The sequence below is a fragment of the Pseudomonas sp. MPB03 genome (assembly GCF_046605385.1).
In the GTDB taxonomy this organism is placed as follows: Bacteria; Pseudomonadota; Gammaproteobacteria; order Pseudomonadales; family Pseudomonadaceae; genus Aquipseudomonas; species Aquipseudomonas zanjanensis.
The window spans coordinates 4,732,407-4,757,331 of sequence record NZ_CP176770.1; the positions used below are offsets into that span (position 1 = coordinate 4,732,407).

20 protein-coding genes, 2 tRNA genes and 3 rRNA genes are annotated in these 24,925 nt (G+C 59.3%); 13 read left to right on the forward strand and 12 right to left on the reverse strand.

What is annotated here, in order from left to right; translation table 11 throughout:
* Window positions 1-262: 262 nt before the first annotated feature.
* Window positions 263-997, reverse strand: coding sequence for a thioesterase II family protein (locus ACLH0I_RS20210; protein ID WP_250963130.1), 735 nt, complete (start codon window positions 995-997; stop codon window positions 263-265).
* A gap of 230 nt (window positions 998-1,227) precedes the next feature.
* On the opposite strand from ACLH0I_RS20210, the gene tam reads away from it, so the two are divergent.
* The 4 genes from tam (at window position 1,228) to ACLH0I_RS20230 (ending at window position 6,121) form a co-directional block, all read left to right on the forward strand.
* Window positions 1,228-1,998: a trans-aconitate 2-methyltransferase gene (gene tam / locus ACLH0I_RS20215; RefSeq protein WP_411385214.1), complete on the forward strand. Its 771-nt coding sequence runs from the start codon at window positions 1,228-1,230 to the stop codon at window positions 1,996-1,998.
* 91 nt (window positions 1,999-2,089) lie between these two features.
* Window positions 2,090-3,223: a cupin-like domain-containing protein gene (locus ACLH0I_RS20220; protein WP_411385215.1), complete on the forward strand. Its 1,134-nt coding sequence runs from the start codon at window positions 2,090-2,092 to the stop codon at window positions 3,221-3,223.
* 281 nt (window positions 3,224-3,504) lie between these two features.
* Window positions 3,505-4,305: an SDR family oxidoreductase gene (locus ACLH0I_RS20225; RefSeq protein ID WP_411385216.1), complete on the forward strand. Its 801-nt coding sequence runs from the start codon at window positions 3,505-3,507 to the stop codon at window positions 4,303-4,305.
* Window positions 4,298-6,121: a glycoside hydrolase family 15 protein gene (locus ACLH0I_RS20230; RefSeq protein ID WP_411385217.1), complete on the forward strand. Its 1,824-nt coding sequence runs from the start codon at window positions 4,298-4,300 to the stop codon at window positions 6,119-6,121. Before ACLH0I_RS20225 ends, ACLH0I_RS20230 begins: the two co-directional genes overlap by 8 nt.
* Window positions 6,122-6,265: 144 nt before the next feature.
* Here ACLH0I_RS20230 and ACLH0I_RS20235 read toward each other — a convergent pair whose 3' ends face one another.
* Entirely contained in the window at window positions 6,266-6,628 is a 363-nt protein-coding gene (locus tag ACLH0I_RS20235; protein ID WP_250963125.1) for a DUF6124 family protein, read from the reverse strand.
* A gap of 471 nt (window positions 6,629-7,099) precedes the next feature.
* On the opposite strand from ACLH0I_RS20235, the gene ACLH0I_RS20240 reads away from it, so the two are divergent.
* Both ACLH0I_RS20240 and ACLH0I_RS20245 read left to right on the forward strand, forming a co-directional pair.
* Window positions 7,100-7,477 (forward strand): hypothetical protein, encoded by a 378-nt coding sequence (locus ACLH0I_RS20240; RefSeq protein ID WP_411385218.1) that lies wholly within the window; start codon window positions 7,100-7,102, stop codon window positions 7,475-7,477.
* Between the two features lie 28 nt (window positions 7,478-7,505).
* Window positions 7,506-8,408, forward strand: a complete 903-nt coding sequence (locus ACLH0I_RS20245; protein ID WP_250963123.1) for an alpha/beta fold hydrolase — start codon at window positions 7,506-7,508, stop codon at window positions 8,406-8,408.
* Here ACLH0I_RS20245 and ACLH0I_RS20250 read toward each other — a convergent pair.
* Window positions 8,377-9,369, reverse strand: coding sequence for a GlxA family transcriptional regulator (locus ACLH0I_RS20250; protein WP_411385219.1), 993 nt, complete (start codon window positions 9,367-9,369; stop codon window positions 8,377-8,379). The genes ACLH0I_RS20245 and ACLH0I_RS20250 overlap by 32 nt on opposite strands.
* Window positions 9,370-9,468: 99 nt before the next feature.
* Here ACLH0I_RS20250 and inhA point away from each other — a divergent pair, with 99 nt between their 5' ends.
* Window positions 9,469-10,155, forward strand: a complete 687-nt coding sequence (gene inhA / locus ACLH0I_RS20255; RefSeq protein ID WP_250963121.1) for an isonitrile hydratase — start codon at window positions 9,469-9,471, stop codon at window positions 10,153-10,155.
* A 186-nt stretch (window positions 10,156-10,341) separates the two neighbouring features.
* Here the strand turns inward: inhA and ACLH0I_RS20260 are convergent, their stop codons facing one another.
* Window positions 10,342-11,079 carry an SDR family oxidoreductase gene (locus ACLH0I_RS20260; RefSeq protein ID WP_411385220.1) on the reverse strand — a complete coding sequence of 246 codons (738 nt, stop codon included), beginning with the start codon at window positions 11,077-11,079 and terminating at the stop codon, window positions 10,342-10,344.
* A gap of 204 nt (window positions 11,080-11,283) precedes the next feature.
* On the opposite strand from ACLH0I_RS20260, the gene ACLH0I_RS20265 reads away from it, so the two are divergent.
* Complete coding sequence (locus ACLH0I_RS20265) at window positions 11,284-12,231, forward strand: AraC family transcriptional regulator N-terminal domain-containing protein (RefSeq protein ID WP_411385221.1); 948 nt, start codon at window positions 11,284-11,286, stop codon at window positions 12,229-12,231.
* 480 nt (window positions 12,232-12,711) lie between these two features.
* Here ACLH0I_RS20265 and ACLH0I_RS20270 read toward each other — a convergent pair whose 3' ends face one another.
* Complete coding sequence (locus tag ACLH0I_RS20270; RefSeq protein WP_250963118.1) at window positions 12,712-13,170, reverse strand: SRPBCC family protein; 459 nt, start codon at window positions 13,168-13,170, stop codon at window positions 12,712-12,714.
* 153 nt (window positions 13,171-13,323) lie between these two features.
* On the opposite strand from ACLH0I_RS20270, the gene ACLH0I_RS20275 reads away from it, so the two are divergent.
* Window positions 13,324-13,725: a lysozyme inhibitor LprI family protein gene (locus tag ACLH0I_RS20275; protein ID WP_250963117.1), complete on the forward strand. Its 402-nt coding sequence runs from the start codon at window positions 13,324-13,326 to the stop codon at window positions 13,723-13,725.
* A 117-nt stretch (window positions 13,726-13,842) separates the two neighbouring features.
* Here ACLH0I_RS20275 and rrf read toward each other — a convergent pair.
* The 5 genes from rrf to ACLH0I_RS20300 all read right to left on the reverse strand — a co-directional run bounded on the left by rrf (window position 13,843) and on the right by ACLH0I_RS20300 (window position 19,054).
* Window positions 13,843-13,958: ribosomal RNA gene (gene rrf, locus ACLH0I_RS20280) — 5S ribosomal RNA — on the reverse strand.
* Between the two features lie 157 nt (window positions 13,959-14,115).
* A 23S ribosomal RNA gene (locus tag ACLH0I_RS20285) occupies window positions 14,116-17,007 on the reverse strand.
* Window positions 17,008-17,253: 246 nt separating this feature from the next.
* Window positions 17,254-17,329, reverse strand: a tRNA-Ala gene (locus tag ACLH0I_RS20290).
* Between the two features lie 30 nt (window positions 17,330-17,359).
* A tRNA-Ile gene (locus tag ACLH0I_RS20295) sits at window positions 17,360-17,436 on the reverse strand.
* An 81-nt stretch (window positions 17,437-17,517) separates the two neighbouring features.
* Window positions 17,518-19,054 (reverse strand): 16S ribosomal RNA (locus tag ACLH0I_RS20300).
* The 16S, 23S and 5S rRNA genes sit together here with 2 tRNA genes alongside, the layout of an rRNA operon.
* Window positions 19,055-19,735: 681 nt before the next feature.
* Between ACLH0I_RS20300 and rhtA the strand changes: the two genes are divergently transcribed.
* A complete protein-coding gene (gene rhtA, locus ACLH0I_RS20305; RefSeq protein WP_250965323.1) occupies window positions 19,736-20,626 on the forward strand; it encodes a threonine/homoserine exporter RhtA in 891 nt (296 codons plus the stop codon).
* A 168-nt stretch (window positions 20,627-20,794) separates the two neighbouring features.
* A complete protein-coding gene (locus ACLH0I_RS20310; RefSeq protein ID WP_411385222.1) occupies window positions 20,795-21,076 on the forward strand; it encodes a hypothetical protein in 282 nt (93 codons plus the stop codon).
* Between the two features lie 6 nt (window positions 21,077-21,082).
* Here ACLH0I_RS20310 and ACLH0I_RS20315 read toward each other — a convergent pair whose 3' ends face one another.
* Window positions 21,083-21,652, reverse strand: coding sequence for a TetR/AcrR family transcriptional regulator (locus tag ACLH0I_RS20315; protein WP_250965322.1), 570 nt, complete (start codon window positions 21,650-21,652; stop codon window positions 21,083-21,085).
* An 89-nt stretch (window positions 21,653-21,741) separates the two neighbouring features.
* On the opposite strand from ACLH0I_RS20315, the gene ACLH0I_RS20320 reads away from it, so the two are divergent.
* Together ACLH0I_RS20320 and ACLH0I_RS20325 are read left to right on the forward strand one after the other, a co-directional pair.
* A complete protein-coding gene (locus tag ACLH0I_RS20320) occupies window positions 21,742-22,470 on the forward strand; it encodes an SDR family oxidoreductase (RefSeq protein WP_250965321.1) in 729 nt (242 codons plus the stop codon).
* Between the two features lie 34 nt (window positions 22,471-22,504).
* Window positions 22,505-23,095 (forward strand): 2-hydroxychromene-2-carboxylate isomerase, encoded by a 591-nt coding sequence (locus tag ACLH0I_RS20325; RefSeq protein ID WP_250965320.1) that lies wholly within the window; start codon window positions 22,505-22,507, stop codon window positions 23,093-23,095.
* Between the two features lie 9 nt (window positions 23,096-23,104).
* On the opposite strand, the gene ACLH0I_RS20330 is transcribed toward ACLH0I_RS20325, so the two are convergent.
* A complete protein-coding gene (locus ACLH0I_RS20330; RefSeq protein WP_250965319.1) occupies window positions 23,105-24,913 on the reverse strand; it encodes an aminopeptidase P family protein in 1,809 nt (602 codons plus the stop codon).
* Window positions 24,914-24,925: the final 12 nt, after the last annotated feature.

The window sequence follows — 24,925 nt, forward strand, 5'->3', positions numbered from 1 at the left end:
TTCTGGGGTATCCGGAATCAGTGGGCACAAGGCACAAAGGCAAGTCGTCCCTATGAAACGAATGCAAACCGGAAAAATTAGCGCTTGAGAACAAGTGTCAGAAAGGAAGAAACCCGTGGCGAGGGAGCTTGCTCCCGCTCGGCTGCGCAGCAGTCGTAAACCGGCTGATGCGGTCTGTCTGGACTACTGCAAGTTTCTTTGGGGCGGCTTCGCCGCCCAGCGGGAGCAAGCTCCCTCGCCACAGAAGCGGGTCTTGAACGGGCTAGGCGCTGATGGCCAACCCATGCCGCCGATGATGCACGCTCAATTGATCCTTGATCAGCCGCAGCACCTTGGCCTCGTGCTCATGAATGAAGAAGTGCCCGCCCGCCAGCATGTCGACCGAGAAGCTGCCCGTGGTTTCCTGGCGCCAGCCCATCAGTTGCTCCGTGGTGGCCTTGTCGGCCGTGCCGCCGAATACATGCACCGGGCACTTGAGCAGCGGACGTTGCCGTGGCTGGAAACGGCCGCACAGCAAAAAGTCGGCCCGCAGGATCGGCAGGGTCAGGTCCATCAGCTCTTCATTGGCCAGTATCTCCTCGCTCGTACCATTGAGGGTGCGCAGTTGCTCGATCAACTCAGCGTCGGTTTTCGCCTTGGCGAAACCGCGGTCATAGTCGGCGCGCATCGTCGGCGCCGCGGTGCCGGAGGCAAACAGCGCCACCGGTTCCGGGCTGCCAAGCTCACGCAGGGCATGGGCGATTTCGCAGGCCAGCAGCGCGCCCAGGCTGTGGCCGAACAAGGCGTACGGGGCCTGGAGCGTCGGGTGCAGCTCCCGCGCCAGTTGCATCGCCAACGGGCCCATGTCGGTGTGCAGCGGCTCGTCGAAGCGCGCACCGCGCCCCGGCAATTCCACCGGTTGCACGTGCAGCCATTGCGGCAACGTGCGCCGCCAGCGGCTATACACCATCGCGCTGGCGCCGGAATAAGGCAGGCACAGCAGGGTCAGTTGGGTCACTGCGGTTTTCTCCGATCGGTCGTGTAGGGAAGATAACGAAATCCTAACCCATGGAATTAGTCAAAACCGTGACGTTCGCCACGAGATGCCTGCCCCTTCTGGGTGTAAGGCATGTGAGAGCGAGGCATGTGGGAGCAAGGCTTGCCCGCGATGAACGATAACGCGGCTCATCTTCCCACACGACCTTATACTGGCGACATCTCGATCACTGCACCGCACAGGAGAACGCCATGGGTTGGTCCGCCAAGCAATATGTCACCTTCGAACAGGAACGCACCCGTCCGTCCCGGGACCTGCTCGCCGCCATTCCTCCCGTGGAGGCGCGCACGGTGATCGACCTGGGATGCGGCCCGGGCAACTCCACCGAACTGTTGGTGGAACATTTCAGCGGCGCCACGGTACGCGGCCTGGACAGTTCCAGCGACATGGTCGACGCCGCACGCAAGCGCTTGCCCGCCGTAACATTCGATACGGCCGACATTGGCCAATGGGATGAACCCGGGCCGTTCGACGTGATCTTCGCCAACGCGGTGCTGCAATGGCTGCCCGACCACGCCACCCTGCTGCCCTCGCTGATGGGCAAACTCGCCCCCGGCGGCAGCCTGGCGATCCAGATGCCCGACAACCTGCACCAGCCCTCCCACCGCTTGATGCGGGAAATCGCCGCCAACGGGCCTTGGGCCAGCCAACTGGCCGCGGCGGCTGATTCGCGTACCGAGATGGCGGATGCCAGCGCCTATTACGCGATCCTCAAGCCCCACTGCAGCCGCGTCGATGTGTGGCGCACCACCTACCATCACCCCTTGGCCGGCGGTGCCGCAGGCGTGGTGGAATGGTTCAAGGGCAGCGCCTTGCGGCCGTTTCTCGAGCCGCTGGACGAGACACAGCGCGAGCAATACCTGGCACAGTATCTCAAGGCGATCGAACAGGCTTACCCAGCCCAGGACGATGGAACGGTGCTGCTGCCGTTTCCCCGGCTGTTCATGGTCGCAACGCGCTAGGGCAAGGGTCGATGACGCAGCGACAAGGCCTAAATTTCTGATCCGGGCCCTCGTTACCTGCTAAGACCAAAAACCCGCAAGAGTGACCACCGTGGACCTGCAAACCATCCTGGGCAAGCTGTTCGCCAATGCCGGCGCCGTTGGTATCGAAGGCGTCTTCCAATTCGTGTTCGGCCCGCACCAGGCGTACTGGTCCGAGGTCAAGGCCAACAGCCGCACGGAGGCGGGCCGCCACACCAGCCCCGACGTGACCATCGAGGTGGCGGAGAAGGACTTCCTCGGGATCATGGCCGGCATGGCCAATGTCGAGGAACTGTTCGCCAGCGGTCGCCTGAAAATCGGCGGCAACATGGGCCTGGCGACGTTGCTGCCGCAGATCATCGACCATGCCCGGCATGGCGGTGGCGTGGTGGAAAAGGTCGACATGAACAAGCGCTACCCGACCCCGCCACGCTTCAGTGAAAAACTCACCGCCAGCCTGCCGACCCAACGCAGCGTGGAACGGCGGCCGCGCAGCGGGCTGTCGGTGCAGCAGTTCCGCGCCCAGTACCTGCCCCACGGCATTCCGCTGGTCATCAGCGATGCCCTGCAGGACTGGCCATTGTTCAAGCTCAGCCGCGAAGAATCCCTAGTGCATTTCGCCGAGCTGCAAGGCATCACCCGTCACGGCGACTACGTGAAGAAGACCTTCTCCACCGAGCGGGATTTTCGCTCCACGTCCATGGCCGACTTTATCGCTTCCCTCGACAGCCCGGCGGCCAAGGGTGCCGACGGTGAACCACCGGCCTACATGGGCAACAACATCCTGCCGGCGCAGCTAATGGAGCAGATCAAGTACCCGCCCTACTTCGACCCGTCGTTGTTCATCCCACCGCGTATCTGGATCGGCCCCAAGGGCACCCTGACGCCCCTGCATCGCGACGACACCGACAATCTGTTCGCCCAGGTCTGGGGCCAGAAAACCTTCACCCTCGCCGCGCCTCATCATCGCGAAGCCTTGGGCACCTGGTCCACGGCGCCCCAAGGCGGGCTGGACGGCTGCGATTTCAACCCGGACGCGCCGGACTACCAACGCTTCCCCCAGGCCCGTGACGTGACCTTCCTGCGCGTGACGCTGGAGGCTGGGGATTTGCTGTTTTTGCCGGAGGGCTGGTTTCACCAGGTGGAGTCGGTGTCGACGTCGTTGTCGGTGAATTTCTGGGTGAATTCGGGACGGGGGTGGTAACAGCGGCCCTGCGGCAGGCGGCCTTTTGTGGCGAGGGAGCTTGCTCCCGCTGGGCTGCGAAGCGGCCCCAAAACCTGACGCCTCGAACATTCAGGTAGATTGAGCTCATTGCCTTTTGGGGCTGCTGCGCAGCCCAGCGGGAGCAAGCTCCCTCGCCACATGTCTTGTGTTGTACATCTGTTGATGTGTTCCGTTCATTGTGAATGACCGCCTCACCCAACTGAACTCCACCCACCTCAAACCAGTCAGCAGGTAAGGCCCTCAACTCAAGGTGCTAGACCATGCAGATATCCCTCGCCCGACAGGTTGCCCTGGTCACCGGCGCCAGCTCCGGCATTGGCGCAGGCGCGGCCAAGGCGTTGGCAGATGCGGGTGCCGCCGTGGTGCTCAACTACCATTCCAACGCCGAGCCGGCGCAAGAACTGGCCCGTGAAATCAACGCCAACGGCGGCCGCGCCATCGCCGTGGGGGCCGACGTATCGAAGGAACAGGAGGTCGAGCACCTGTTCGCCCAAGCCCTCGATGCCTTTGGCACACTGGACATCCTGGTGGCCAATTCCGGTTTGCAAAAAGACGCCGCCGCCGTCGATATGAGCCTGGAAGACTGGAACACCGTGATCGGCACCAACCTCACCGGCCAGTTCCTTTGCGCCCGCGCCGCCCTGCGAATCTTCAATCGCCAGGGCATTCGCCAGGGCGTGTCCCGGGCCGCCGGCAAGATCATCCACATGAGCTCGGTGCACCAGCGCATTCCCTGGGCCGGCCACGTCAATTACGCCGCGTCCAAGGGCGGTGTCGATCTGCTGATGCAGAGCCTGGCCCAGGAAACCAGCCACCAGCGCATCCGCATCAACAGCATCGCTCCCGGCGCCATCCGCACGGCCATCAACCGCGAAGCCACCGAGGGCAAGCAGGAGCAGAAACTGCTGGAGCTGATTCCATACGGTCGCGTCGGCGATGTCGAGGACGTCGCCAATGCGGTGGTCTGGCTGGCCTCGGACTGGTCCGATTATGTGGTGGGCACCACGCTGTTCATCGATGGCGGGATGAGCCTTTATCCGGGGTTTCGCGGCAATGGCTGACCATGACGAACCGCAAAGCCCCATCGAGAACCACGGCATCATCGGCGACATGCGCAGCGCCGCGCTGGTCAACGACCGGGGCAGCGTCGATTTCTTCTGCTGGCCGGAATTCGACAGCCCGTCGATCTTCTGTTCCCTGCTCGATACTCCGGAAGCGGGCATTTTCCAACTCGCGCCTGACCTGCCGAACGCCCGTCGGCAACAGATCTACCTGCCCGACACCAACGTGTTGCAAACCCGTTGGCTGAGCGACGGCGCTGTGGTGGAAATCACCGACCTGCTGCCCATCGGCGACAGCGAAGACGATTTGCCGGTGCTGATGCGCAAGGTCCACATGACCGTCGGCAGTGCGACGTTTCGCCTGCGCTGCGCGGTGCGGCATGACTACGCCCGGGCCGCGACGACCGCGAGCCAGGACGGCAGCCACATTTGCTTCAGCGCGCCGGGGCATCCGAGCCTGCGTTTATGCGGCGATCAGCCCATGACGCTGGACGGCAACGTCGCCGTGGCCGAGTTCACCCTGGAACAGGGCCAGCGCGCCGAATTCCTGCTGGGCGGCATCGACGACCCGCGCCTGCAGGACGATGCCAGCGCGATGTGCCTGGAACGGACCCTGGCGTTCTGGCGCGGCTGGATCGGCCAATCCAACTATCGCGGGCGCTGGCGCGAAGTGGTCAACCGCTCGGCCCTGGCGCTGAAACTGCTGACCTCGCGCAAACACGGCGCCATCCTCGCCGCCGCCACCTTCGGCCTGCCGGAAACCCGCGGGGGCGAGCGCAACTGGGATTACCGCTACACCTGGATCCGCGACGCTTCGTTCACGGTCTACGCGTTCATGCGCCTGGGTTTCGTCGACGAAGCCAATGCCTACATGCGCTGGCTGCGGGGCCGGGTCAGCGACTGCTGCGAGCAGCCGACCAAACTCAACATCCTTTATGGCCTGGACGGCAGGCAGGAACTGCCGGAAACCGAGCTGCCGCACTTGAGCGGCTTCGGCAATGCGCAACCGGTGCGCATCGGCAACCTGGCTTACCAGCAGGTGCAATTGGATATTTTCGGCGAGCTGATGGACGCCGTGTACCTGGTCAACAAATACGGCGAAGCCATTTCCCATCAAGGTTGGAAACACACCGTCGAGGTGATCGACCAGGTATGCACTGTCTGGCAGGACAAGGACGTGGGCATCTGGGAAATGCGCGGCGACAAACAGCATCTCCTGCACTCGCGGCTGATGTGTTGGGTCGCCGTCGACCGCGCCATCCGCCTGGCGGAAAAACGCTCCCTGCCCGCCCCGTTCGCTCGCTGGGACGAGACGCGCCAGGCCATTTACCAAGACATCTGGACCCACTTCTGGAACGACGAACACCAGCACTTCATCCAACGCCTGGGCAGCACCGCCCTTGACGGCTCGATGCTGTTGATGCCTTTGGTGCGTTTCGTCAGCGCCCGCGACCCGCGCTGGCTGTCGACACTCGACGCCATCGAAAAAAGCCTGGTGCGCGACGGCATGGTCTACCGCTACCGCAACGACGACAGCCCCATCGACGGCCTCAGCGGCACCGAAGGCTCCTTCGCAGCCTGCTCGTTCTGGTACGTCGAATGCCTGGCCCGCGCCGGCCGCGTGGAAAAAGCCCAGCTGGAGTTCGAACAACTGCTGCGCTACGCCAACCCGCTGGGGTTGTACGCCGAAGAATTCGACAGCCACGGCTACCACCTGGGCAATACTCCCCAGGCCCTGACCCACCTGGCGCTGATCAGTGCGGCGAGCTTCCTGGACCGCAAGTTGAGCGGCGAGAAGAATCATTGGCAGCCGTGAGCTGAATGGCCCTTCAGACTGGGCACAGTCCCTGTGGCGAGGGAGCTTGCTCCCGCTGGGTTGCGAAGCGACCCCAAGATTTTGCGCCTGCTGCGCAGTCGAGCGGGAGCAAGCTCCCTCGCCACAGGGAAAGTGGTGGGCTGACTATTGTATTGAGTCGGCCAATTCGAGGTCATCCAACGCTCGGTTGGCCAGCAACCTGGCCAGTTCGATCAATTGTTGAATCCCCAGCGCTACATGACGCCGGGAACCTTCCAACTCGAACCCCAGGTCACTGACCAGCGCATCGGCCGAAGCCAGGGTTTCGCTGAGGGTGGTCAGCACCGATTCGGTGTTGAGGCCGGGAACCACGGTGAAAACCTGGCCGTCCTGGGTGTCGGGCTTGGGTGGGGCGGGAGGAGACAAGTGAACGTTCAGCGCCCGGTCGGCGGCTTCACGGAGTTTTTGTGTATCGAAGGTGGTGTAGGCAGAGAGGTTTTCGGCTCCATGACGATTGATCTTGTCCATTGTGAAACTCCTAGCTTGAAAAATGAGTTCACCGACCTCGCTACGAAAAAGGCTGAGGTTGGCGCGTATGCGCCTGACATTGGACGGGTGACCAAACCCGGTCGCTGATTTTGCAGCGACGGGCAAAGCCTATCCCCACCCCTTCCGAACCGGCAACCGACGTGAGTCGCCAGAAAATTCCGGTTCACCTATTTTTTTGTAGGAACACAACCCCGTGGCGAGGGAGCTTGCTCCCGCTCGACTGCGCAGCAGGCGCAAAAATCTTCCAGCCTCCAAAAAACAGCGTCCGGTATGGGGTCGCTTCGCAACCTAGCGGGAGCAAGCTCCCTCGCCACAGAAGCAATCACCGCAAGTCACCCATTTAGCGTTACACCCCGTTTCGAGTTGCCAGCCCCGCCAACCCCTCCTAAGATCGACGCTCTCACGGGTGCAGCGGAGCTGCCCGATAAAAACCCGACTCAAGGACCTGACATGACCCATATCAAACGCCCCATCACCACCCCACCCCGAACAGGCCTGACCCGCGAAGACCTCTGGGAAGGCCACGACCGGGGCTTGATCAAGTGCTGGGAAATCGGCCGCGATCGTTCGGTGAAGTTTCCCGAACTGGCGCAACGCTGTCTGGCCGGGGAGTTGCCGGTGCTGGGGTGGAAAGGTGGCGTCAGCCGCAGCCTGAAGAAAAACGAAAAATTCGGTTGCCTCAAATACCTCGCCCAATGGCAGGGCCTGCGCGGTGAAGACCTGGACATCGACCTGACCCAGGAGCGCACCCTGCCCTGTTCCAGCACGAACATGATTGTGACGTTCACGCCGGATCGGGCCAAATACGTCAACCAGGAACCTGCCTGAACACAACCGCACACTGCCGGAGGCCGACATGAACCTTGAGCCCAGGATCAACTTCGCCGTCACGCCGTTACTGCGCATTGCCTACGAAGAACACGGCCCCGCCAGCGGCGACCCGATCATCCTGCTGCACGGTTTTCCTTACGATCCCAGGGCGTTCGATGAAGTCGCGCCGGCCCTGGCCCAGCGTGGCTACCGGGTCATCGTGCCCTACCTGCGCGGCTACGGCCCGACCCGTTTCAACAATCCGGCCATCCTGCGCTCCGGCCAGCAAGCCGCCCTGGCCCAGGACCTGCTGGACCTGATGGACGCACTCTCCATCCCCCAAGCGGCGCTGTGTGGCTACGACTGGGGCGGTCGGGCGGCGTGTATCGTCGCGGCACTGTGGCCCGAGCGCGTGCGCTGCCTGGTGACCGGCGATGGCTACAACCTGCAGGATATTCCGCGCTCCAGGCAACCGCTGGGCCCGGAAACCGAACATCGGCTGTGGTATCAGTACTACTTCCACACGGCCCGGGGTGTCGAGGGCCTGACCCAGAACCGGCGCGAGCTGTGTGGCTTGCTTTGGCGCCTGTGGTCGCCGACCTGGAAACGTGGCGCCGAACTGTACCCCCTCAGCGCCGCGTCGTTCGACAACCCGGACTTCGTCGATGTGGTGATCCACTCCTACCGCCATCGCTTCATGTACGCACCGGGCGATCCGACGCTGGAGTGGATGGAGGAAAAACTGACGGCGCAACCGGCCATCAGCGTGCCGAGCATTTCCCTGTGCGGCGCCGATGATGGCGTGGGGCCTGCTGCGGAACACGATGAAGACATTGCGCATTTCACGGGTTTTTATGAGCGCCGAGTGCTCGCCGGTGTCGGCCACAACATTCCCCAGGAAGCTCCCGAGGCCACGCTCAAGGCGTTGTTGGATCTGCTTGAGGGCTGACGGCGAACCGCTCGCGATAGGCCTGGGGCGTCACGCCCATGGCCCGTAGGAAACTTCGGCGCAAGGTTTCCTCGCTGCCAAAACCACATTGCACCGCCACCCGTTTGATTGACACCGCGGTGTCGGACAACAAACGGCGCGCGGTTTCCACGCGAATCAACTCGACGGCCCGCGCCGGGGTCTGGCCGGTGTCGGCGCGGTAGTGACGCACAAAGCTGCGCTCGCTCATGCCCACCTCGGCGGCCAGGCTCGACAGGCCAAGGTCACGGGTGAGGTTTTCGGCGATCCAGGCGTGCAGGTCATCGAACCGACTGCCCTGTTTTTGCAGCGACAACGTCACGCTGAACTGCGATTGCCCGCCAGGACGCTTGAGGAACACCACCAGTTGGCGGGCGACCTCCAGCGCCACCGCGCGGCCCAAGTCCTCCTCGACCAGCGCCAGGGCCAGGTCGATGCCGGCCGTCACCCCGGCCGAGGTCCAGACCGGACCGTCGTTGATAAAAATCGGGTTGGGCTCGACCCGCAATTGCGGATGTTGCTCGGCCAATTGCTCGCAGCGAGTCCAGTGCGTCACCACGCGCCGTCCGTCCAGCCAACCGCTGGCGGCCAGCAGGAACGCTCCGGTGCACACCGACGCCACCCTTCGCGAACGCAGGCCGTGCGCCTTGATCCAGGCCACCAGCGCCGGATCTTTCGCCGCTTCGTACACGCCCCAGCCACCAGCAATCAGCAACGTGTCGCTGCCCTCGCTCGGCAGCGGCTCGGCCATCAGCGCCAACCCCGCGGAGGACATCACCGCCCCGCCACCCACCGCGATGACCGTCGGCGTATAAGGCAGCGGCAGGCCTTGCTGGCGAGCCAAATCGTTGGCCGAGGCAAACACCTGCAAGGGCCCGGTGACATCCAGCACTTGCACGTTGGCGAAGGCCAGGACATGAACGGTTTTCGGTGGGTTGGGCATATTGGCGTGATTCGTGGGCTTATTGGCGTATACGCCAGAGCCTACGGATCTAAAGTAAAACCGTCCACCCCTCGGGCATCATCCAAAGGAGAACGCGACATGACGTTGCAGATCGGTTTGCTGTTATTTCCCCAAGTCCAGCAGTTGGACCTGACCGGCCCTTATGACGTATTGGCCTCGTTGCCAGATGTGAAGGTCCACCTGATCTGGAAGGACCTGGCCCCGGTCACCGCGAGTACCGGGCTGGTGCTGCTGCCCACCACCACGTTCGAGGACTGCCCGAAGCTCGATGTGATCTGCGTCCCCGGCGGGACCGGCGTCGGGCCGCTGATGGAAGACGAGCAGACGCTGGCCTTCGTCAGGCGGCAAGCCGCCGACGCGAAATACATCACCTCGGTGTGCACCGGTGCGTTGGTGCTCGGTGCGGCAGGCCTGTTGCAAGGCAAGCGCGCCACCACTCACTGGGCCTATCACAGCCTGTTGCTAACCCTGGGCGCGACGCCGGTCAAGGACCGCGTGGTCCGCGACGGCAACCTGCTCACCGGGGGTGGCATCACGGCCGGGATCGATTTTGCCCTGACCCTGGCGGCCGAACTGTTCGACCAGGACACCGCCGAGCTGGTCCAACTGCAGCTCGAATACGCCCCTGCCCCGCCGTTTACCGCCGGCAGCCCGGACACCGCGCCGACGCGCGTCCTGGAAGAAGCCCAACGGCGTGCGGCCGAGTCGTTCCGGGTGCGCTCGCAGATCACCCAGCGTGCTGCGGCGCGGTTGGAACTGGCGTAACGATAAGCACCAAAGCCGGCGCACAGACTATGTCGGGTTGGACACAACCTTGAGGCAGTCCCATTGTGGCGAGGGAGCTTGCTCCCGCTCGACTGCGCAGCAGTCGCAAAATCCTGGGGTCGCTTCGCAACCCAGCGGGAGCAAGCTCCCTCGCCACAAAGGGTTTCCTTGTCGGTTCAACTCGACTCAGAACGGACTGGCAGTGGGTCGCACAATCAGTTCGCTGACGTCCACATCCGCCGGCTGTTCGATGGCATAGGCGATCGCCCGGGCGATGGCTTCGGCCGGAATGGCGATCCGGCGAAACTCACGCATTTCGGCACGCCCCCCTTCATCGGAAATGCTCTCGGCCAGTTCCGACTCGGTCACGCCGGGGGAAATCACCGTCACGCGCACATCACCTCCGACTTCCTGGCGCAAGCCCTCGGAAATCGCCCGCACGGCGTATTTGGTGGCGCAATACACAGCGGCCGTCGGGCTGACGGCGTAGGCACCGATGGATGCGATATTGATGAACTGCCCGCTACGTTGGCGCTGCATCAGCGGCAGGCCGGCGGCGATGCCGTGAAGCACGCCGCGGATATTGACGTCGATCATACGGTCCCACTCCTCGACTTTCAGCGCCTCGAGTTTGGAGAGCGGCATGACCCCGGCGTTGTTGATGATCACGTCGACCCGACCGAACCGTTCGACAGCGAAGTCAATCAGGCTCTGGACGTCATCGCGGCGGCTCACGTCCACGGATTTGCAGGCCGCCTGCTGGCCGGCGGCTTCGAGTTCCTGCACCAGCGCTTGCAAACGATCGATACGCCGGGCGCCGAGTACGACACGAGCACCGCGAGCCGCGAGCAACCGCGCCGCCGCTTCACCAATCCCGCTGCTGGCGCCGGTGATGACCACGACTTTGTTTTGAATATCGGACATGATGGTTTCCTCGTCTGGACGTGTTGGCCCCCGGGGTGGGAGCGTTTTGACAGGTCCAGATTAGGCAACCGACCTTTGCCTGGGTTAGTCGGATCCTCCTGCGCACTTGCACGATCCTGTAGCGATAAATCCGACTCTGGCCGGCAACCGCGCAATCGGTTTTACTAGCGCGGTCCACTCATTTGGCCTGGGAGATTGATCGGCATGTCGGTATCCACGTCCATCCATATGGCGTCAGACGACGGCGTTAGTCAGCGTCGCGCCGAACTGGCGAGCCTGATGATGCGCTTCGCTCCGGACTTCGGCGTCCATCCCACGGCCATCGAGGCCTTGCACCTGATCCGCAGCGACGAACCAACCGAAGCCCTGCACACCGTGCACAAACCTGGTTTGTGCGTGATTGTCGAAGGGCGCAAGGAAGTGCGCCTGGCGGACGAGTGCTACGTGTATGACCCGCTCAATTACCTCGTCGTCTCGGTGACCCTGCCGTTGGCCGGCCAGGTGATTGAAGCCAGTCCCGAGCGCCCCTACCTGTGCATCCGCCTCGACATCGATCCGGCACAGATCTGTCGCCTGATTGCCGACGCCAGTCCCATCGGCGTGCCGACCGAAAGAACCGGACGTGGGCTGTTCCTGGATCGCATCGATGCGCCATTGCTGGACGCGGTGTTGCGCTTGCTGCGGCTGCTGGACAGCCCGGACGATATCGCCACGCTCGCGCCGCTGGCCCAACAGGAGATTTTCTACCGGCTGCTGCGTGGCGCCCAAGGCCGGCGCTTGCACGATATCGCCATTCCCGACACCCAGACCCATCGCATCAGTCGCGCCATCGAGTGGCTCAATAGTCATTACGCCGAGCCGCTGAGCATCGACAGCCTGGCACAAATGATCAACCTCAGCCCTTCGGCCCTGCATCACCGCTTCAAGGCCGTGACCGCCATGAGCCCCCTGCAATATCAGAAACAGCTGCGCCTGCAAGAGGCCCGCCGGTTGTTGTTGGCGGAGAGCAGCGATGTTTCGTCAATCGGCTACAAGATGGGGTATGAAAGTCCTTCGCAGTTCAGCCGCGAATACAGCCGTCTATTTGGCGCCTCGCCGAGCAAGGACATCGCTCGTTTGCGTGCCCAGGCGCTGCAAGCCAGTGGCGCTTGACCCTGCGTTTGGCACATCAGGCTACTTTTTCACAGACGAAAAAAAACCCGCCTAAGCGGGTTTTTTGAGGACCAATTTGACTCCCTGTCCGGCATTCCATGCCTGGTCCAATCATCCATGACCCTGAGCACTCCCTGTACCCAGTGGATGAACATAGATTAGGCCTGCCGGTGTCCTGGGAAAAGACGAGAAAGCAGCAACGCCGTGTAAGCGTTTCGCTATAGAACCCTTTGACACGTTCCAGCAGACGAAAAAAAACCCGCCGAAGCGGGTTTTTCCAAGACCATTACGACTCCCTGTCGATAGCTAATCCTTGCATGGTCGATCGTCCCTGATCCTGAGCACTTCCTGTGCTTCAGTGGATGAGTCCAGATTACGCCTCGGATCCAAAACGAAATAGACGACATAGCTACCATCTCGTGTAAGACATTCGCTATACCTGCCCTTCCGAAAACCCTTAGCTCCACCAGCCGTTCGATCTCAAGCCTTGTTCAGGAAGGTTTCAATATTGGCCATTTGCTCATCCCAGCCACGGCTGTCCATGCGAAAAGCCTTGAGTCGGCGAGCCTCTGGGATGTTGTTGAAACCTGACTCCACGACTTTGAGCAAGGTACCGCCATCCATGTCCTCAAGTTCGAATAACACACGGGTCTCAGACTCCTGGGAATAATCCACCTGGGGTTCGACTGCGTAAGGATGCCAGCGAAACGAGAACACTCGCTCGGGTTCCACCCGCTCCACCGCGACGTCCCAGATAAGGTGCTCGTAACCTGGGTAAGTGATTTGCCCCTGGGTACGCTCACCTGCTACAAACCGTTTCCCCTCAAGGGCGACACCAAACCACTGGCCGAAGGCTTCGGCATTGGCCAGGGCGCGCCAGACTTGGGAGCGCGGGGCCTTGAGCAGGATCTTTCGTTCAATGCGGTCGGATGAATGCATGTGTCACCTCCTGTGTTTCAACAGTAGGCTTGTAAGACCACAAGGCCAACCGGAAAGTTGTATCAGAGAGTTGTTTAGCGCTGCCGGCGTTAAAACTGTATGGAGCGTTGTAAACTCCCCCGGCGTTTTCCACCCCTCAAGGAGAGACCCGACATGTCCCCACGCTGGCTTCTGGCCCTGACACCGTTGCTTTTTGTCGCTGTTGCCAAGGCCGACGACTGCGCCAACGCCATCACCCAAGGCGAAATGAACCAGTGCGCAGCCAAGGAAAGCAAGGCCGCCGACCACGAGCTGAACAGCTTGTACAAGCAGATCACCGCACGCCTGAAGGACAATCCCGACGCCAAGAACATGCTGGTCAAGGCACAGCGTGCCTGGATAGGCTTCCGTGACGCAGAATGTGAATTCTCCGCCTCTGGCGTCGAGGGCGGCAGCGTATATCCGCTGATCTATGACAATTGCATCACCACCCAGACTAAAGCCCGGGTCGAGGCATTCAAGACCTATCTCAAGTGCAAGGAGGGGGATCTGAGCTGCCCCGTACCCGAGGCTTGATAGCCAGGAAGTAAAAAAGGATGACCTCTGCAGGTCATCCTTTTTTTGGTCAGCGTTTTTATCGCGGGCAAAACAAAACCCCTACCTGCATCAGCAGATAGGGGTTTCGGAATTTAATCTTGACGATGACCTACTCTCACATGGGGAAACCCCACACTACCATCGGCGATGCATCGTTTCACTGCTGAGTTCGGGATGGGATCAGGTGGTTCCAATGCTCTATGGTCGTCAAGAAATTCGGGTACCGAATCGTGGCCTGGTGGCCTCGCTTCAGCAAATTGGGTATGTGACAGCTTTCGGTGTTTTGTGAGATTCGAACTTTCGGTTCGTTTCGTCTTCACACACCGCAATCTGGTGCTCTTTCGAGTCAGCAAATTGCTTGGGTGTTATATGGTCAAGCCTCACGGGCAATTAGTACAGGTTAGCTCAACGCCTCACAGCGCTTACACACCCTGCCTATCAACGTCGTAGTCTTCGACGGCCCTTCAGGGGACTCAAGGTCCCAGTGAGATCTCATCTTGAGGCAAGTTTCCCGCTTAGATGCTTTCAGCGGTTATCTTTCCCGAACATAGCTACCCGGCAATGCCACTGGCGTGACAACCGGAACACCAGAGGTTCGTCCACTCCGGTCCTCTCGTACTAGGAGCAGCCCCTCTCAAATCTCAAACGTCCACGGCAGATAGGGACCGAACTGTCTCACGACGTTCTAAACCCAGCTCGCGTACCACTTTAAATGGCGAACAGCCATACCCTTGGGACCGGCTTCAGCCCCAGGATGTGATGAGCCGACATCGAGGTGCCAAACACCGCCGTCGATATGAACTCTTGGGCGGTATCAGCCTGTTATCCCCGGAGTACCTTTTATCCGTTGAGCGATGGCCCTTCCATACAGAACCACCGGATCACTAAGACCTACTTTCGTACCTGCTCGACGTGTCTGTCTCGCAGTCAAGCGCGCTTTTGCCTTTATACTCTACGACCGATTTCCGACCGGTCTGAGCGCACCTTCGTACTCCTCCGTTACTCTTTAGGAGGAGACCGCCCCAGTCAAACTACCCACCATACACTGTCCTCGATCCGGATAACGGACCTGAGTTAGAACCTCAAAGTTGCCAGGGTGGTATTTCAAGGATGGCTCCACGCAGACTGGCGTCCACGCTTCAAAGCCTCCCACCTATCCTACACAAGCAAATTCAAAGTCCAGTGCAAAGCTATAGTAAAGGTTCACGGGGTCTTTCCGTCTAGCCGCGGATACACTGCATCTTCACAGCGATTTCAATTTCACTGAGTCTCGGGTGGAGACAGCGCCGCCATCGTTACGCCATTCGTGCAGGTCGGAACTTACCCGACAAGGAATTTCGCTACCTTAGGACCGTTATAGTTACGGCCGCCGTTTACCGGGGCTTCGATCAAGAGCTTCGCGTTAGCTAACCCCATCAATTAACCTTCCGGCACCGGGCAGGCGTCACACCCTATACGTCCACTTTCGTGTTTGCAGAGTGCTGTGTTTTTAATAAACAGTCGCAGCGGCCTGGTATCTTCGACCGGCGTGGGCTTACGCAGCAAGTGCTTCACCCTCACCGGCGCACCTTCTCCCGAAGTTACGGTGCCATTTTGCCTAGTTCCTTCACCCGAGTTCTCTCAAGCGCCTTGGTATTCTCTACCCAACCACCTGTGTCGGTTTGGGGTACGGTTCCTGGTTACCTGAAGCTTAGAAGCTTTTCTTGGAAGCATGGCATCAACCACTTCGTCACCCAAAGGGTAACTCGTCATCAGCTCTCGGCCTTAGAATCCCGGATTTACCTAAGATTCCAGCCTACCACCTTAAACTTGGACAACCAACGCCAAGCTGGCCTAGCCTTCTCCGTCCCTCCATCGCAATAACCAGAAGTACAGGAATATTAACCTGTTTTCCATCGACTACGCTTTTCAGCCTCGCCTTAGGGACCGACTAACCCTGCGTCGATTAACGTTGCGCAGGAAACCTTGGTCTTTCGGCGTGGGTGTTTTTCACACCCATTGTCGTTACTCATGTCAGCATTCGCACTTCTGATACCTCCAGCAAGCTTCTCAACTCACCTTCACAGGCTTACAGAACGCTCCTCTACCGCATCACTTACGTGATACCCGTAGCTTCGGTGTATGGTTTGAGCCCCGTTACATCTTCCGCGCAGGCCGACTCGACTAGTGAGCTATTACGCTTTCTTTAAAGGGTGGCTGCTTCTAAGCCAACCTCCTAGCTGTCTAAGCCTTCCCACATCGTTTCCCACTTAACCATAACTTTGGGACCTTAGCTGACGGTCTGGGTTGTTTCCCTTTTCACGACGGACGTTAGCACCCGCCGTGTGTCTCCCATGCTCGGCACTTGTAGGTATTCGGAGTTTGCATCGGTTTGGTAAGTCGGGATGACCCCCTAGCCGAAACAGTGCTCTACCCCCTACAGTGATACATGAGGCGCTACCTAAATAGCTTTCGAGGAGAACCAGCTATCTCCGAGCTTGATTAGCCTTTCACTCCGATCCACAGGTCATCCGCTAACTTTTCAACGGTAGTCGGTTCGGTCCTCCAGTTAGTGTTACCCAACCTTCAACCTGCCCATGGATAGATCGCCCGGTTTCGGGTCTATTCCCAGCGACTAGACGCCCTATTAAGACTCGCTTTCGCTACGCCTCCCCTATTCGGTTAAGCTCGCCACTGAAAATAAGTCGCTGACCCATTATACAAAAGGTACGCAGTCACCCAACAAAGTGGGCTCCCACTGCTTGTACGCATACGGTTTCAGGATCTATTTCACTCCCCTCTCCGGGGTTCTTTTCGCCTTTCCCTCACGGTACTAGTTCACTATCGGTCAGTCAGTAGTATTTAGCCTTGGAGGATGGTCCCCCCATATTCAGACAAAGTTTCTCGTGCTCCGTCCTACTCGATTTCACTTCTAAGATCCTTTCGCGTACAGGGCTATCACCCACTATGGCCGCACTTTCCAGAGCGTTCCGCTAAAATCAAAGAAGCTTAAGGGCTAGTCCCCGTTCGCTCGCCACTACTAAGGGAATCTCGGTTGATTTCTTTTCCTCAGGGTACTTAGATGTTTCAGTTCCCCTGGTTCGCCTCTTGCACCTATGTATTCAGTACAAGATAACCATCTTATGATGGCTGGGTTCCCCCATTCAGACATCTCCGGATCAAAGTCTGTTTGCCGACTCCCCGAAGCTTTTCGCAGGCTACCACGTCTTTCATCGCCTCTGACTGCCAAGGCATCCACCGTATGCGCTTCTTCACTTGACCATATAACCCCAAGCAATCTGGTTATACTGTGAAGACGACATTCGCCGAAAATTCGAATTTCTCAACTAAGAGAACTCACAAATTTTACCTTAGCCTGATCCGTTACCAGTGAAAGTAACGTTCAGTCTATCTTTCTATCACATACCCAAATTTTTAAAGAACGAACTAGTCAAAGACTAGAAATCAACATTCACCATCGAACCGATGGAATGCTCATTTCTAAGCTTTATACAATCGAAGCAGTAGTGGTGGAGCCAAGCGGGATCGAACCGCTGACCTCCTGCGTGCAAGGCAGGCGCTCTCCCAGCTGAGCTATGGCCCCGTATTTCTACAGGCGTTTCCCACACAAAATTGGTGGGTCTGGGCAGATTCGAACTGCCGACCTCACCCTTATCAGGGGTGCGCTCTAACCAACTGAGCTACAGACCCAATTTCGGGCTGCTTCTTTCGTCTTCTTCAATGAATCAAGCAATTCGTGTGGGAGCTCATGAAGCAGCTGCGGTCGTCGATTAAGGAGGTGATCCAGCCGCAGGTTCCCCTACGGCTACCTTGTTACGACTTCACCCCAGTCATGAATCACACCGTGGTAACCGTCCTCCCGAAGGTTAGACTAGCTACTTCTGGTGCAACCCACTCCCATGGTGTGACGGGCGGTGTGTACAAGGCCCGGGAACGTATTCACCGCGACATTCTGATTCGCGATTACTAGCGATTCCGACTTCACGCAGTCGAGTTGCAGACTGCGATCCGGACTACGATCGGTTTTGTGGGATTAGCTCCACCTCGCGGCTTGGCAACCCTCTGTACCGACCATTGTAGCACGTGTGTAGCCCAGGCCGTAAGGGCCATGATGACTTGACGTCATCCCCACCTTCCTCCGGTTTGTCACCGGCAGTCTCCTTAGAGTGCCCACCATTACGTGCTGGTAACTAAGGACAAGGGTTGCGCTCGTTACGGGACTTAACCCAACATCTCACGACACGAGCTGACGACAGCCATGCAGCACCTGTCTCAATGTTCCCGAAGGCACCAATCCATCTCTGGAAAGTTCATTGGATGTCAAGGCCTGGTAAGGTTCTTCGCGTTGCTTCGAATTAAACCACATGCTCCACCGCTTGTGCGGGCCCCCGTCAATTCATTTGAGTTTTAACCTTGCGGCCGTACTCCCCAGGCGGTCAACTTAATGCGTTAGCTGCGCCACTAAGAGCTCAAGGCTCCCAACGGCTAGTTGACATCGTTTACGGCGTGGACTACCAGGGTATCTAATCCTGTTTGCTCCCCACGCTTTCGCACCTCAGTGTCAGTATCAGTCCAGGTGGTCGCCTTCGCCACTGGTGTTCCTTCCTATATCTACGCATTTCACCGCTACACAGGAAATTCCACCACCCTCTACCATACTCTAGCTCGACAGTTTTGAATGCAGTTCCCAGGTTGAGCCCGGGGCTTTCACATCCAACTTAACGAACCACCTACGCGCGCTTTACGCCCAGTAATTCCGATTAACGCTTGCACCCTCTGTATTACCGCGGCTGCTGGCACAGAGTTAGCCGGTGCTTATTCTGTCGGTAACGTCAAAACACTAACGTATTAGGTTAATGCCCTTCCTCCCAACTTAAAGTGCTTTACAATCCGAAGACCTTCTTCACACACGCGGCATGGCTGGATCAGGCTTTCGCCCATTGTCCAATATTCCCCACTGCTGCCTCCCGTAGGAGTCTGGACCGTGTCTCAGTTCCAGTGTGACTGATCATCCTCTCAGACCAGTTACGGATCGTCGCCTTGGTGAGCCATTACCCCACCAACTAGCTAATCCGACCTAGGCTCATCTGATAGCGCAAGGCCCGAAGGTCCCCTGCTTTCTCCCGTAGGACGTATGCGGTATTAGCGTCCGTTTCCGAGCGTTATCCCCCACTACCAGGCAGATTCCTAGGCATTACTCACCCGTCCGCCGCTCTCAAGAGGTGCAAGCACCTCTCTACCGCTCGACTTGCATGTGTTAGGCCTGCCGCCAGCGTTCAATCTGAGCCATGATCAAACTCTTCAGTTCAAACATCTTTGGGTTTTGAGAAAACCCTAAACTTGGCTCAGCAATCGTTGGTTACATCTTTGATTTCTCGCGGAGTAACTTGTGATGCTGATAATCTGTTGACTAGCAGTCTGACTCCACAAGCACCCACACGAATTGCTTGATTCAGTTGTTAAAGAGCGGTTGGCTGAGTCTTTCGTCTCAACCGAGGCGCGCATTCTACAGCGCCCCGTGTATCTGTCAAGCGGTTATTTTAAGAAGTTTTCAAAGTTTCGCTTCGGAAACATCAACAACTTCAACCACTTGCGCTTCCGATCTCTCGTTAGCGGGAGGCGAATTCTACAGCGTTACTCGCTGCTGTCAACACCTCTTTTTCACCGCTTTCGACCGAGAAGATCGAACCGCCGATAGAGCCAAACATCACCGCTCTACCTGCTCCTTCCGGGCCTCGATGAACTGAAGCCCAACACTCTCGAAACCTACTTAACTCATTGAAACTCAAGGAGTTTTCCGTTTCGACTGCGCCGGAAGTGGGGCGAATTATAGACTTCCAGAATCTGCCGTCAACCCTTAATTTGATTTTTCTATCTAACGCGTCGAGACGGCACTTAAATAGGGCCGCTATATAGACGGAATCGCTGCATATGCGCAATATACTGCTCAACTCAGCTTCTCCGCACTTACTCTGGACGACACTTCGCAATGACCCCCCTCTCACATCGCAACCTGGCTTCCACCCTGTACCCGGTTGCCTTGCTATTAATAGCCATGGCTTCCATTCAAGCGGGGGCTTCCCTCGCCAAAAGCATGTTCCCGGTAGTGGGCGCACAAGGCACGACGACGCTGCGACTCATCTTTGCCAGCCTCATCATGCTGTTGATGCTACGCCCCTGGCGCGCCAAGCTCACCGCCCAGTCCCTGCGCACGGTGATCGTCTATGGGATGGCACTGGGCGGCATGAATTTCCTCTTCTATATGTCAGTTCGTACCGTTCCGCTGGGCATCGCCGTTGCATTGGAATTCACCGGGCCTCTGGCAGTCGCCATTTACGCCTCGCGCCGGGCCATCGACTTTCTCTGGATTGCCCTGGCAGTGGTGGGTCTGTTGCTGCTCATACCGACCGGCGCGACCAGCGCCAGTATCGACCTGGTGGGTGCCGGCTACGCACTCGGTGCCGGTTTCTGCTGGGCGTTGTACATCCTGTTTGGCCAGAAAGCCGGTGCGGACAATGGTGTGCAGACCGCTGCACTGGGGGTCATGATCGCGGCCCTGTTCGTCGCGCCCATCGGCATTGTCCACGCGGGCGCCGCACTGCTCACACCGAGCCTGATTCCAATCGCCATCGGCGTCGCCATCCTGTCCACAGCCCTGCCCTATACATTGGAAATGATTTCCCTGACTCGAATGCCTGCCCGTACCTTCGGCACCCTGATGAGCATCGAACCGGCAATCGCAGCCTTGTCGGGGCTCGTCTTTCTCCAGGAGTACTTGTCCCTGGCCCAGTGGATGGCCATCACCTGCATCATCCTCGCGTCGGTGGGTGCAACGCTGACCATGGCTAATACGGCAAAGCCTGCCGTCGCGGCAGATTGAAGCAGGATTTAACGAAGCTCTGGTATTTGCCGCGCATTTAGGCCATGTTTAGGTCCGTAACCTAATGTCAGACATGGATTTTTTCATACAGGACGTCATGAACGCTTTACGCAAGAGCGAACACGATCGTACGCGGACACAAGATCCGCGGCGATTATAAGGACGGGAATGAAACGAATTTTGATACTGATCGCCGTACTTGCAGTAGCGGGCTGTGCGGCGACATCGAAAACAGAAGTCAAGCGCGGCAAAAAAGGCCTGCACATCAACTGCTCCGGCCTGTCCTCATCCTGGAACCAGTGCGCCGCCAGCGCCGCCAACTCATGCGCTCCCAAGGGTTACAAGGTCATTGCCAAGTCCGGCGACGCCGTCGAAGAACCCGGGGATTATCCCTTCGGCCTCAACCCCGCCGGCTATACCAGCCGCAGCATGATTGTCATCTGCAAATAAGCGACCTTAGTCGAGCCCTTGTTCGGCCATTCGACGACTGATTTCCTCATGGCTGGACCTGAGGACGTCACGCTGGACCTGCGGCGAGACCAACATCCGCGCAACCACCAATGCCCCCACGCATTGAGACAGAATGGCCCAGGCCAGGCTGTCGCTTCCCAATATCCGCGCCCAACTTTCATGCAAACGGCAGATCCACGTTTGCGCCGCCTCCCTCACTTGGGCATCTGATCGTGCGATCTCAGCGCCCAGTACCGGCAACGCACACCCTGCCTCGGGCTGCTCGACATGGCTCATGCTCAAGTATTGCTTGAGGCAGCGCTCCAGTTTCATCGAGTCCATGGCGCCGTCGCCGCTCAAGCGGTCGAGGCTTTGGGCCAGTTCCCGCTCAACAATGGCCTTGAACAGCTCATCCTTGGATGAGAAGTGGCTGTAGAACGCGCCGCCGCTCAACCCGATCGCTTTCATCAGGCCATCGACACCGACCGTGGAGAAACCTGATTTCTTGGCGGATACGGCACTGCTGGCGAGCAGTTTCTCGCGGGTTTCCATTTTGTGATTGGCTGAATATCGCATGGTCCTGCCCCTGATCGCTCACCTTGACGCTTGCCGGATCTTAGCATAACGTCCGTTTAGTTAACGATCGTTTACCAATGAGGCTAACCATGAATAACAAGAAGGTCGTACTGGTTGTTGGCGCAGGCGATGCCACTGGCGGAGCGATCGCCAGACGCTTCGCCGAGGAAGGTTACGTGGCCTGTGTGACCCGTCGCAGCGCCGATAAACTCGAGCCGCTGGTCAACGGCATCCGCGCCGAAGGCGGCGAAGCCCACGGGTTCGCCTGTGATGCACGCAAAGAAGACGACGTGATCGCACTCATCGAGCAAATCGAGAACCAGATCGGCCCGATCGAAGCCTTTGTGTTCAACATCGGCGCCAACGTCCCCTGCAGCATCCTTGAAGAAACCGCGCGCAAGTATTTCAAGATCTGGGAAATGGCCTGCTTCTCAGGCTTTCTCAATGCACGGGAAGTGGCCAAGCGCATGGTCAAGCGCCAGCGCGGGACAATCCTGTTTACCGGGGCAACAGCGGGATTACGCGGCGCTTCGGGGTTCGCCGCATTCGCGGGGGCCAAGCATGGCATTCGGGCGCTGGCCCAAAGCATGGCCCGTGAACTGGGGCCGCTGAATATCCATGTGGCTCATGTGGTGGTGGACGGCGCTATCGACACCGACTTCATCCGCGATAACTTCCCGGAAAAGTATGCCACCAAGGATCAGGACGGCATCCTGAACCCCGAACACATTGCCGACAATTATTGGTACCTGCACAGCCAACCCCGCGACGCCTGGACCTTCGAGCTGGACCTGCGCCCCTGGAGCGAACGCTGGTAACCCCTCCCCTCATAACAACAAGAGCACAGTTACCATGAGCAAATCCGTGGAGTTTTACTTCGATCTGGGCAGTCCGACGACGTACCTGGCCTACACCCAGCTGCCAACGCTGTGTGCACAGACAAACAGCCAGTTGATCTACCGTCCGATGTTATTGGGGGGCGTCTTCAAGGCGACCGGCAACGCATCGCCGGCAACAGTGCCGGCCAAGAACCCTTACCTATTCAAGGATCTGAATCGCTTCGCCAAACGCTACGGCGTCGCGTTCCAGTTCAATCCACACTTTCCCGTCAACACACTGTTGCTGATGCGCGCAGTGACCGGCATGCAACTGCGCCACCCCGAACGCTTCGAGGCATTCGTCGATTGCCTGTTCCGCGCCTTTTGGGTGGACGCCCGCAACCTCAATGACCCGGCGACGGTCGCATCGGTCCTGAACGAAGGCGGTTTCGACGCCGACTACGTGCTGGCCCTGACGAACGACGAGCAGGTTAAACAAGCACTCAAGAGCGCCACCGAAGCAGCCATCGGCCGGGGCATATTTGGCGCCCCGAGCATGTTTGTCGGCGACGAGCTGTTTTTCGGCCAGGATCGGCTGGACTTCGTCCGTGAAGCCCTCGCCTGATCCTATAGATCAGATCGCCATCGTCCGGGTGTTGAGCCATTGCAGTGCGTCACCGTCCAGCAATGGGCTCAATCGACGCTGAACCTCGGCATGGTAGGCGTTGAACCAGTCTTTTTCATCCTGGGTCAGCAGCGAAGGTTCCAGGCAGCGGGTGTCGATCGGGCACAGGGTGAGGGTTTCGAACTTAAGGAACTCACCGAACTCGCTGCTTCCGGCTTCGCGGTTCAACACCAGGTTCTCGATGCGCACACCCCAGCGGCCGGGACGATAAGTGCCCGGTTCGATCGAGGTGATCATCCCGGCCTGCATCGCCGTTTGCGGCGCGGCAGCGGCTTGATAGGCAATCACCTGCGGGCCTTCGTGGACATTGAGGAAATAGCCTACGCCATGGCCGGTGCCGTGGCCGTAATCGACCTGCTCCGCCCAGATCGGCGCCCGAGCAATGGCATCGAGCAAGGGCGAAAGAATACCCCGCGGAAATTTGGCCCGGGACAGGGCAATCACCCCCTTGAGCACGCGCGTGCAATCACGTTTCTGCTCAGCGGTGGGTGTTCCGACCGGCACCATACGGGTGATGTCCGTGGTGCCTCCCAAGTACTGGCCGCCGGAATCGATCAGCAACAGGCCATCACCTTCGATGACCGCATGGGCTTCTTCCGTCGCGTGGTAATGAGGCATCGCGCCGTTGGCGTTAAAGGCAGCGATGGTGTTGAAACTCAGGGAGACGAAGTCTGGCCGACGCGTGCGGGCGGCGGTCAGGTGCTCGTCGATGGTCAGCTCGGTGATGCGCTCGCGGCCCCAGGCCCCTTCCAGCCAGGCGAAAAACTCACAGAGCGCCGCGCCGTCCTGCTCCATGGCGCGACGGATGTGCTCGGCGTCGGCCAGGCTTTTGCGCGATTTAGCCAGCGTCGTTGGATTCAGGCCTTCGACCAGCTTCACGCCGCTGCCCAGGTTATCCAGCAAGCCGACCGTCACCCTCGCCGGATCGATCTGCAGGCTCGCGCCGTCCGGCACTTCACGCAACGCGGCGGCGGCTTCGCTGTAATCACGCAGGGTCACGCCGTCCTGCGCCAGAACGGCCCGCAACGGTGCGTCAACCTTGTCCAGGGCCACGAACAGCGTTGCCTGCTGCTGGCTAATCAAGGCAAAGGAGACGAACACCGGGTTGAACGACACATCCGCACCGCGCAGGTTGAACAACCAGGCGATGTCGTCCAGCGTGGCGATGAAATGCCAGTCGGCACCACGCTCCTGGAGGGATTCGCGCAACTTGGCGAGCTTTTCGACGCGGCTGACGGTCGCCTGGGGCGGCAAATGGGCGTAGACCGGTTGATCCGGCAAACTCGGGCGATCGGTCCAGACTTCCTTGAGCAGGTCTATGTCGGTGCGCAACCGCGCGCCGCGTTCGGCGAGCTTGCCGCCCAGGGTGCGGGCCGAGGCCACGGCCATGACTGCACCATCGACCGCGACCACCCCGCCCTCGGGCGTTTGTTCGGCCAGCCAGTCCAGCGGACCGGACTGGCCCGGAATGAGCTTGACCAACTCGATACCGCTGCCCTCCAGCTCCTTGGTCGCCTGCTCCCAATAACGGCTGTCAGCCCAGACACCGGCGAAACTGCCGGTTACGATCAAGGTACCCACCGAGCCATGGAACCCCGACAACCATTGTCGTCCCTGCCAATAACCCGGCAGGTATTCAGACAGATGCGGGTCGGCCGATGGCACCAGCAATGCGTGAACGCCCTCTCGGCTCATCAGTTGGCGGATTCGGGCCAGACGCTGGGGAACCAGTCCATGGGGCAAAGGCTCGGTGCTCATTGTTTCTCCTGC

Bases quoted from the DNA above. Each gene is read 5' to 3' on its own strand.
- tam (WP_411385214.1), top strand. From the start codon at position 1,228: ATGGGTTGGTCCGCCAAGCAATATGTCACCTTCGAACAGGAACGCACC.
- ACLH0I_RS20225 (WP_411385216.1), top strand. From the start codon at position 3,505: ATGCAGATATCCCTCGCCCGACAGGTTGCCCTGGTCACCGGCGCCAGC.
- ACLH0I_RS20230 (WP_411385217.1), top strand. From the start codon at position 4,298: ATGGCTGACCATGACGAACCGCAAAGCCCCATCGAGAACCACGGCATC.
- ACLH0I_RS20235 (WP_250963125.1), bottom strand. From the start codon at position 6,628: ATGGACAAGATCAATCGTCATGGAGCCGAAAACCTCTCTGCCTACACC.
- ACLH0I_RS20240 (WP_411385218.1), top strand. From the start codon at position 7,100: ATGACCCATATCAAACGCCCCATCACCACCCCACCCCGAACAGGCCTG.
- ACLH0I_RS20245 (WP_250963123.1), top strand. From the start codon at position 7,506: ATGAACCTTGAGCCCAGGATCAACTTCGCCGTCACGCCGTTACTGCGC.
- ACLH0I_RS20250 (WP_411385219.1), bottom strand. From the start codon at position 9,369: ATGCCCAACCCACCGAAAACCGTTCATGTCCTGGCCTTCGCCAACGTG.
- inhA (WP_250963121.1), top strand. From the start codon at position 9,469: ATGACGTTGCAGATCGGTTTGCTGTTATTTCCCCAAGTCCAGCAGTTG.
- ACLH0I_RS20260 (WP_411385220.1), bottom strand. From the start codon at position 11,079: ATGTCCGATATTCAAAACAAAGTCGTGGTCATCACCGGCGCCAGCAGC.
- ACLH0I_RS20265 (WP_411385221.1), top strand. From the start codon at position 11,284: ATGTCGGTATCCACGTCCATCCATATGGCGTCAGACGACGGCGTTAGT.
- ACLH0I_RS20270 (WP_250963118.1), bottom strand. From the start codon at position 13,170: ATGCATTCATCCGACCGCATTGAACGAAAGATCCTGCTCAAGGCCCCG.
- ACLH0I_RS20275 (WP_250963117.1), top strand. From the start codon at position 13,324: ATGTCCCCACGCTGGCTTCTGGCCCTGACACCGTTGCTTTTTGTCGCT.
- rhtA (WP_250965323.1), top strand. From the start codon at position 19,736: ATGACCCCCCTCTCACATCGCAACCTGGCTTCCACCCTGTACCCGGTT.
- ACLH0I_RS20310 (WP_411385222.1), top strand. From the start codon at position 20,795: ATGAAACGAATTTTGATACTGATCGCCGTACTTGCAGTAGCGGGCTGT.
- ACLH0I_RS20315 (WP_250965322.1), bottom strand. From the start codon at position 21,652: ATGCGATATTCAGCCAATCACAAAATGGAAACCCGCGAGAAACTGCTC.
- ACLH0I_RS20320 (WP_250965321.1), top strand. From the start codon at position 21,742: ATGAATAACAAGAAGGTCGTACTGGTTGTTGGCGCAGGCGATGCCACT.
- ACLH0I_RS20325 (WP_250965320.1), top strand. From the start codon at position 22,505: ATGAGCAAATCCGTGGAGTTTTACTTCGATCTGGGCAGTCCGACGACG.
- ACLH0I_RS20330 (WP_250965319.1), bottom strand. From the start codon at position 24,913: ATGAGCACCGAGCCTTTGCCCCATGGACTGGTTCCCCAGCGTCTGGCC.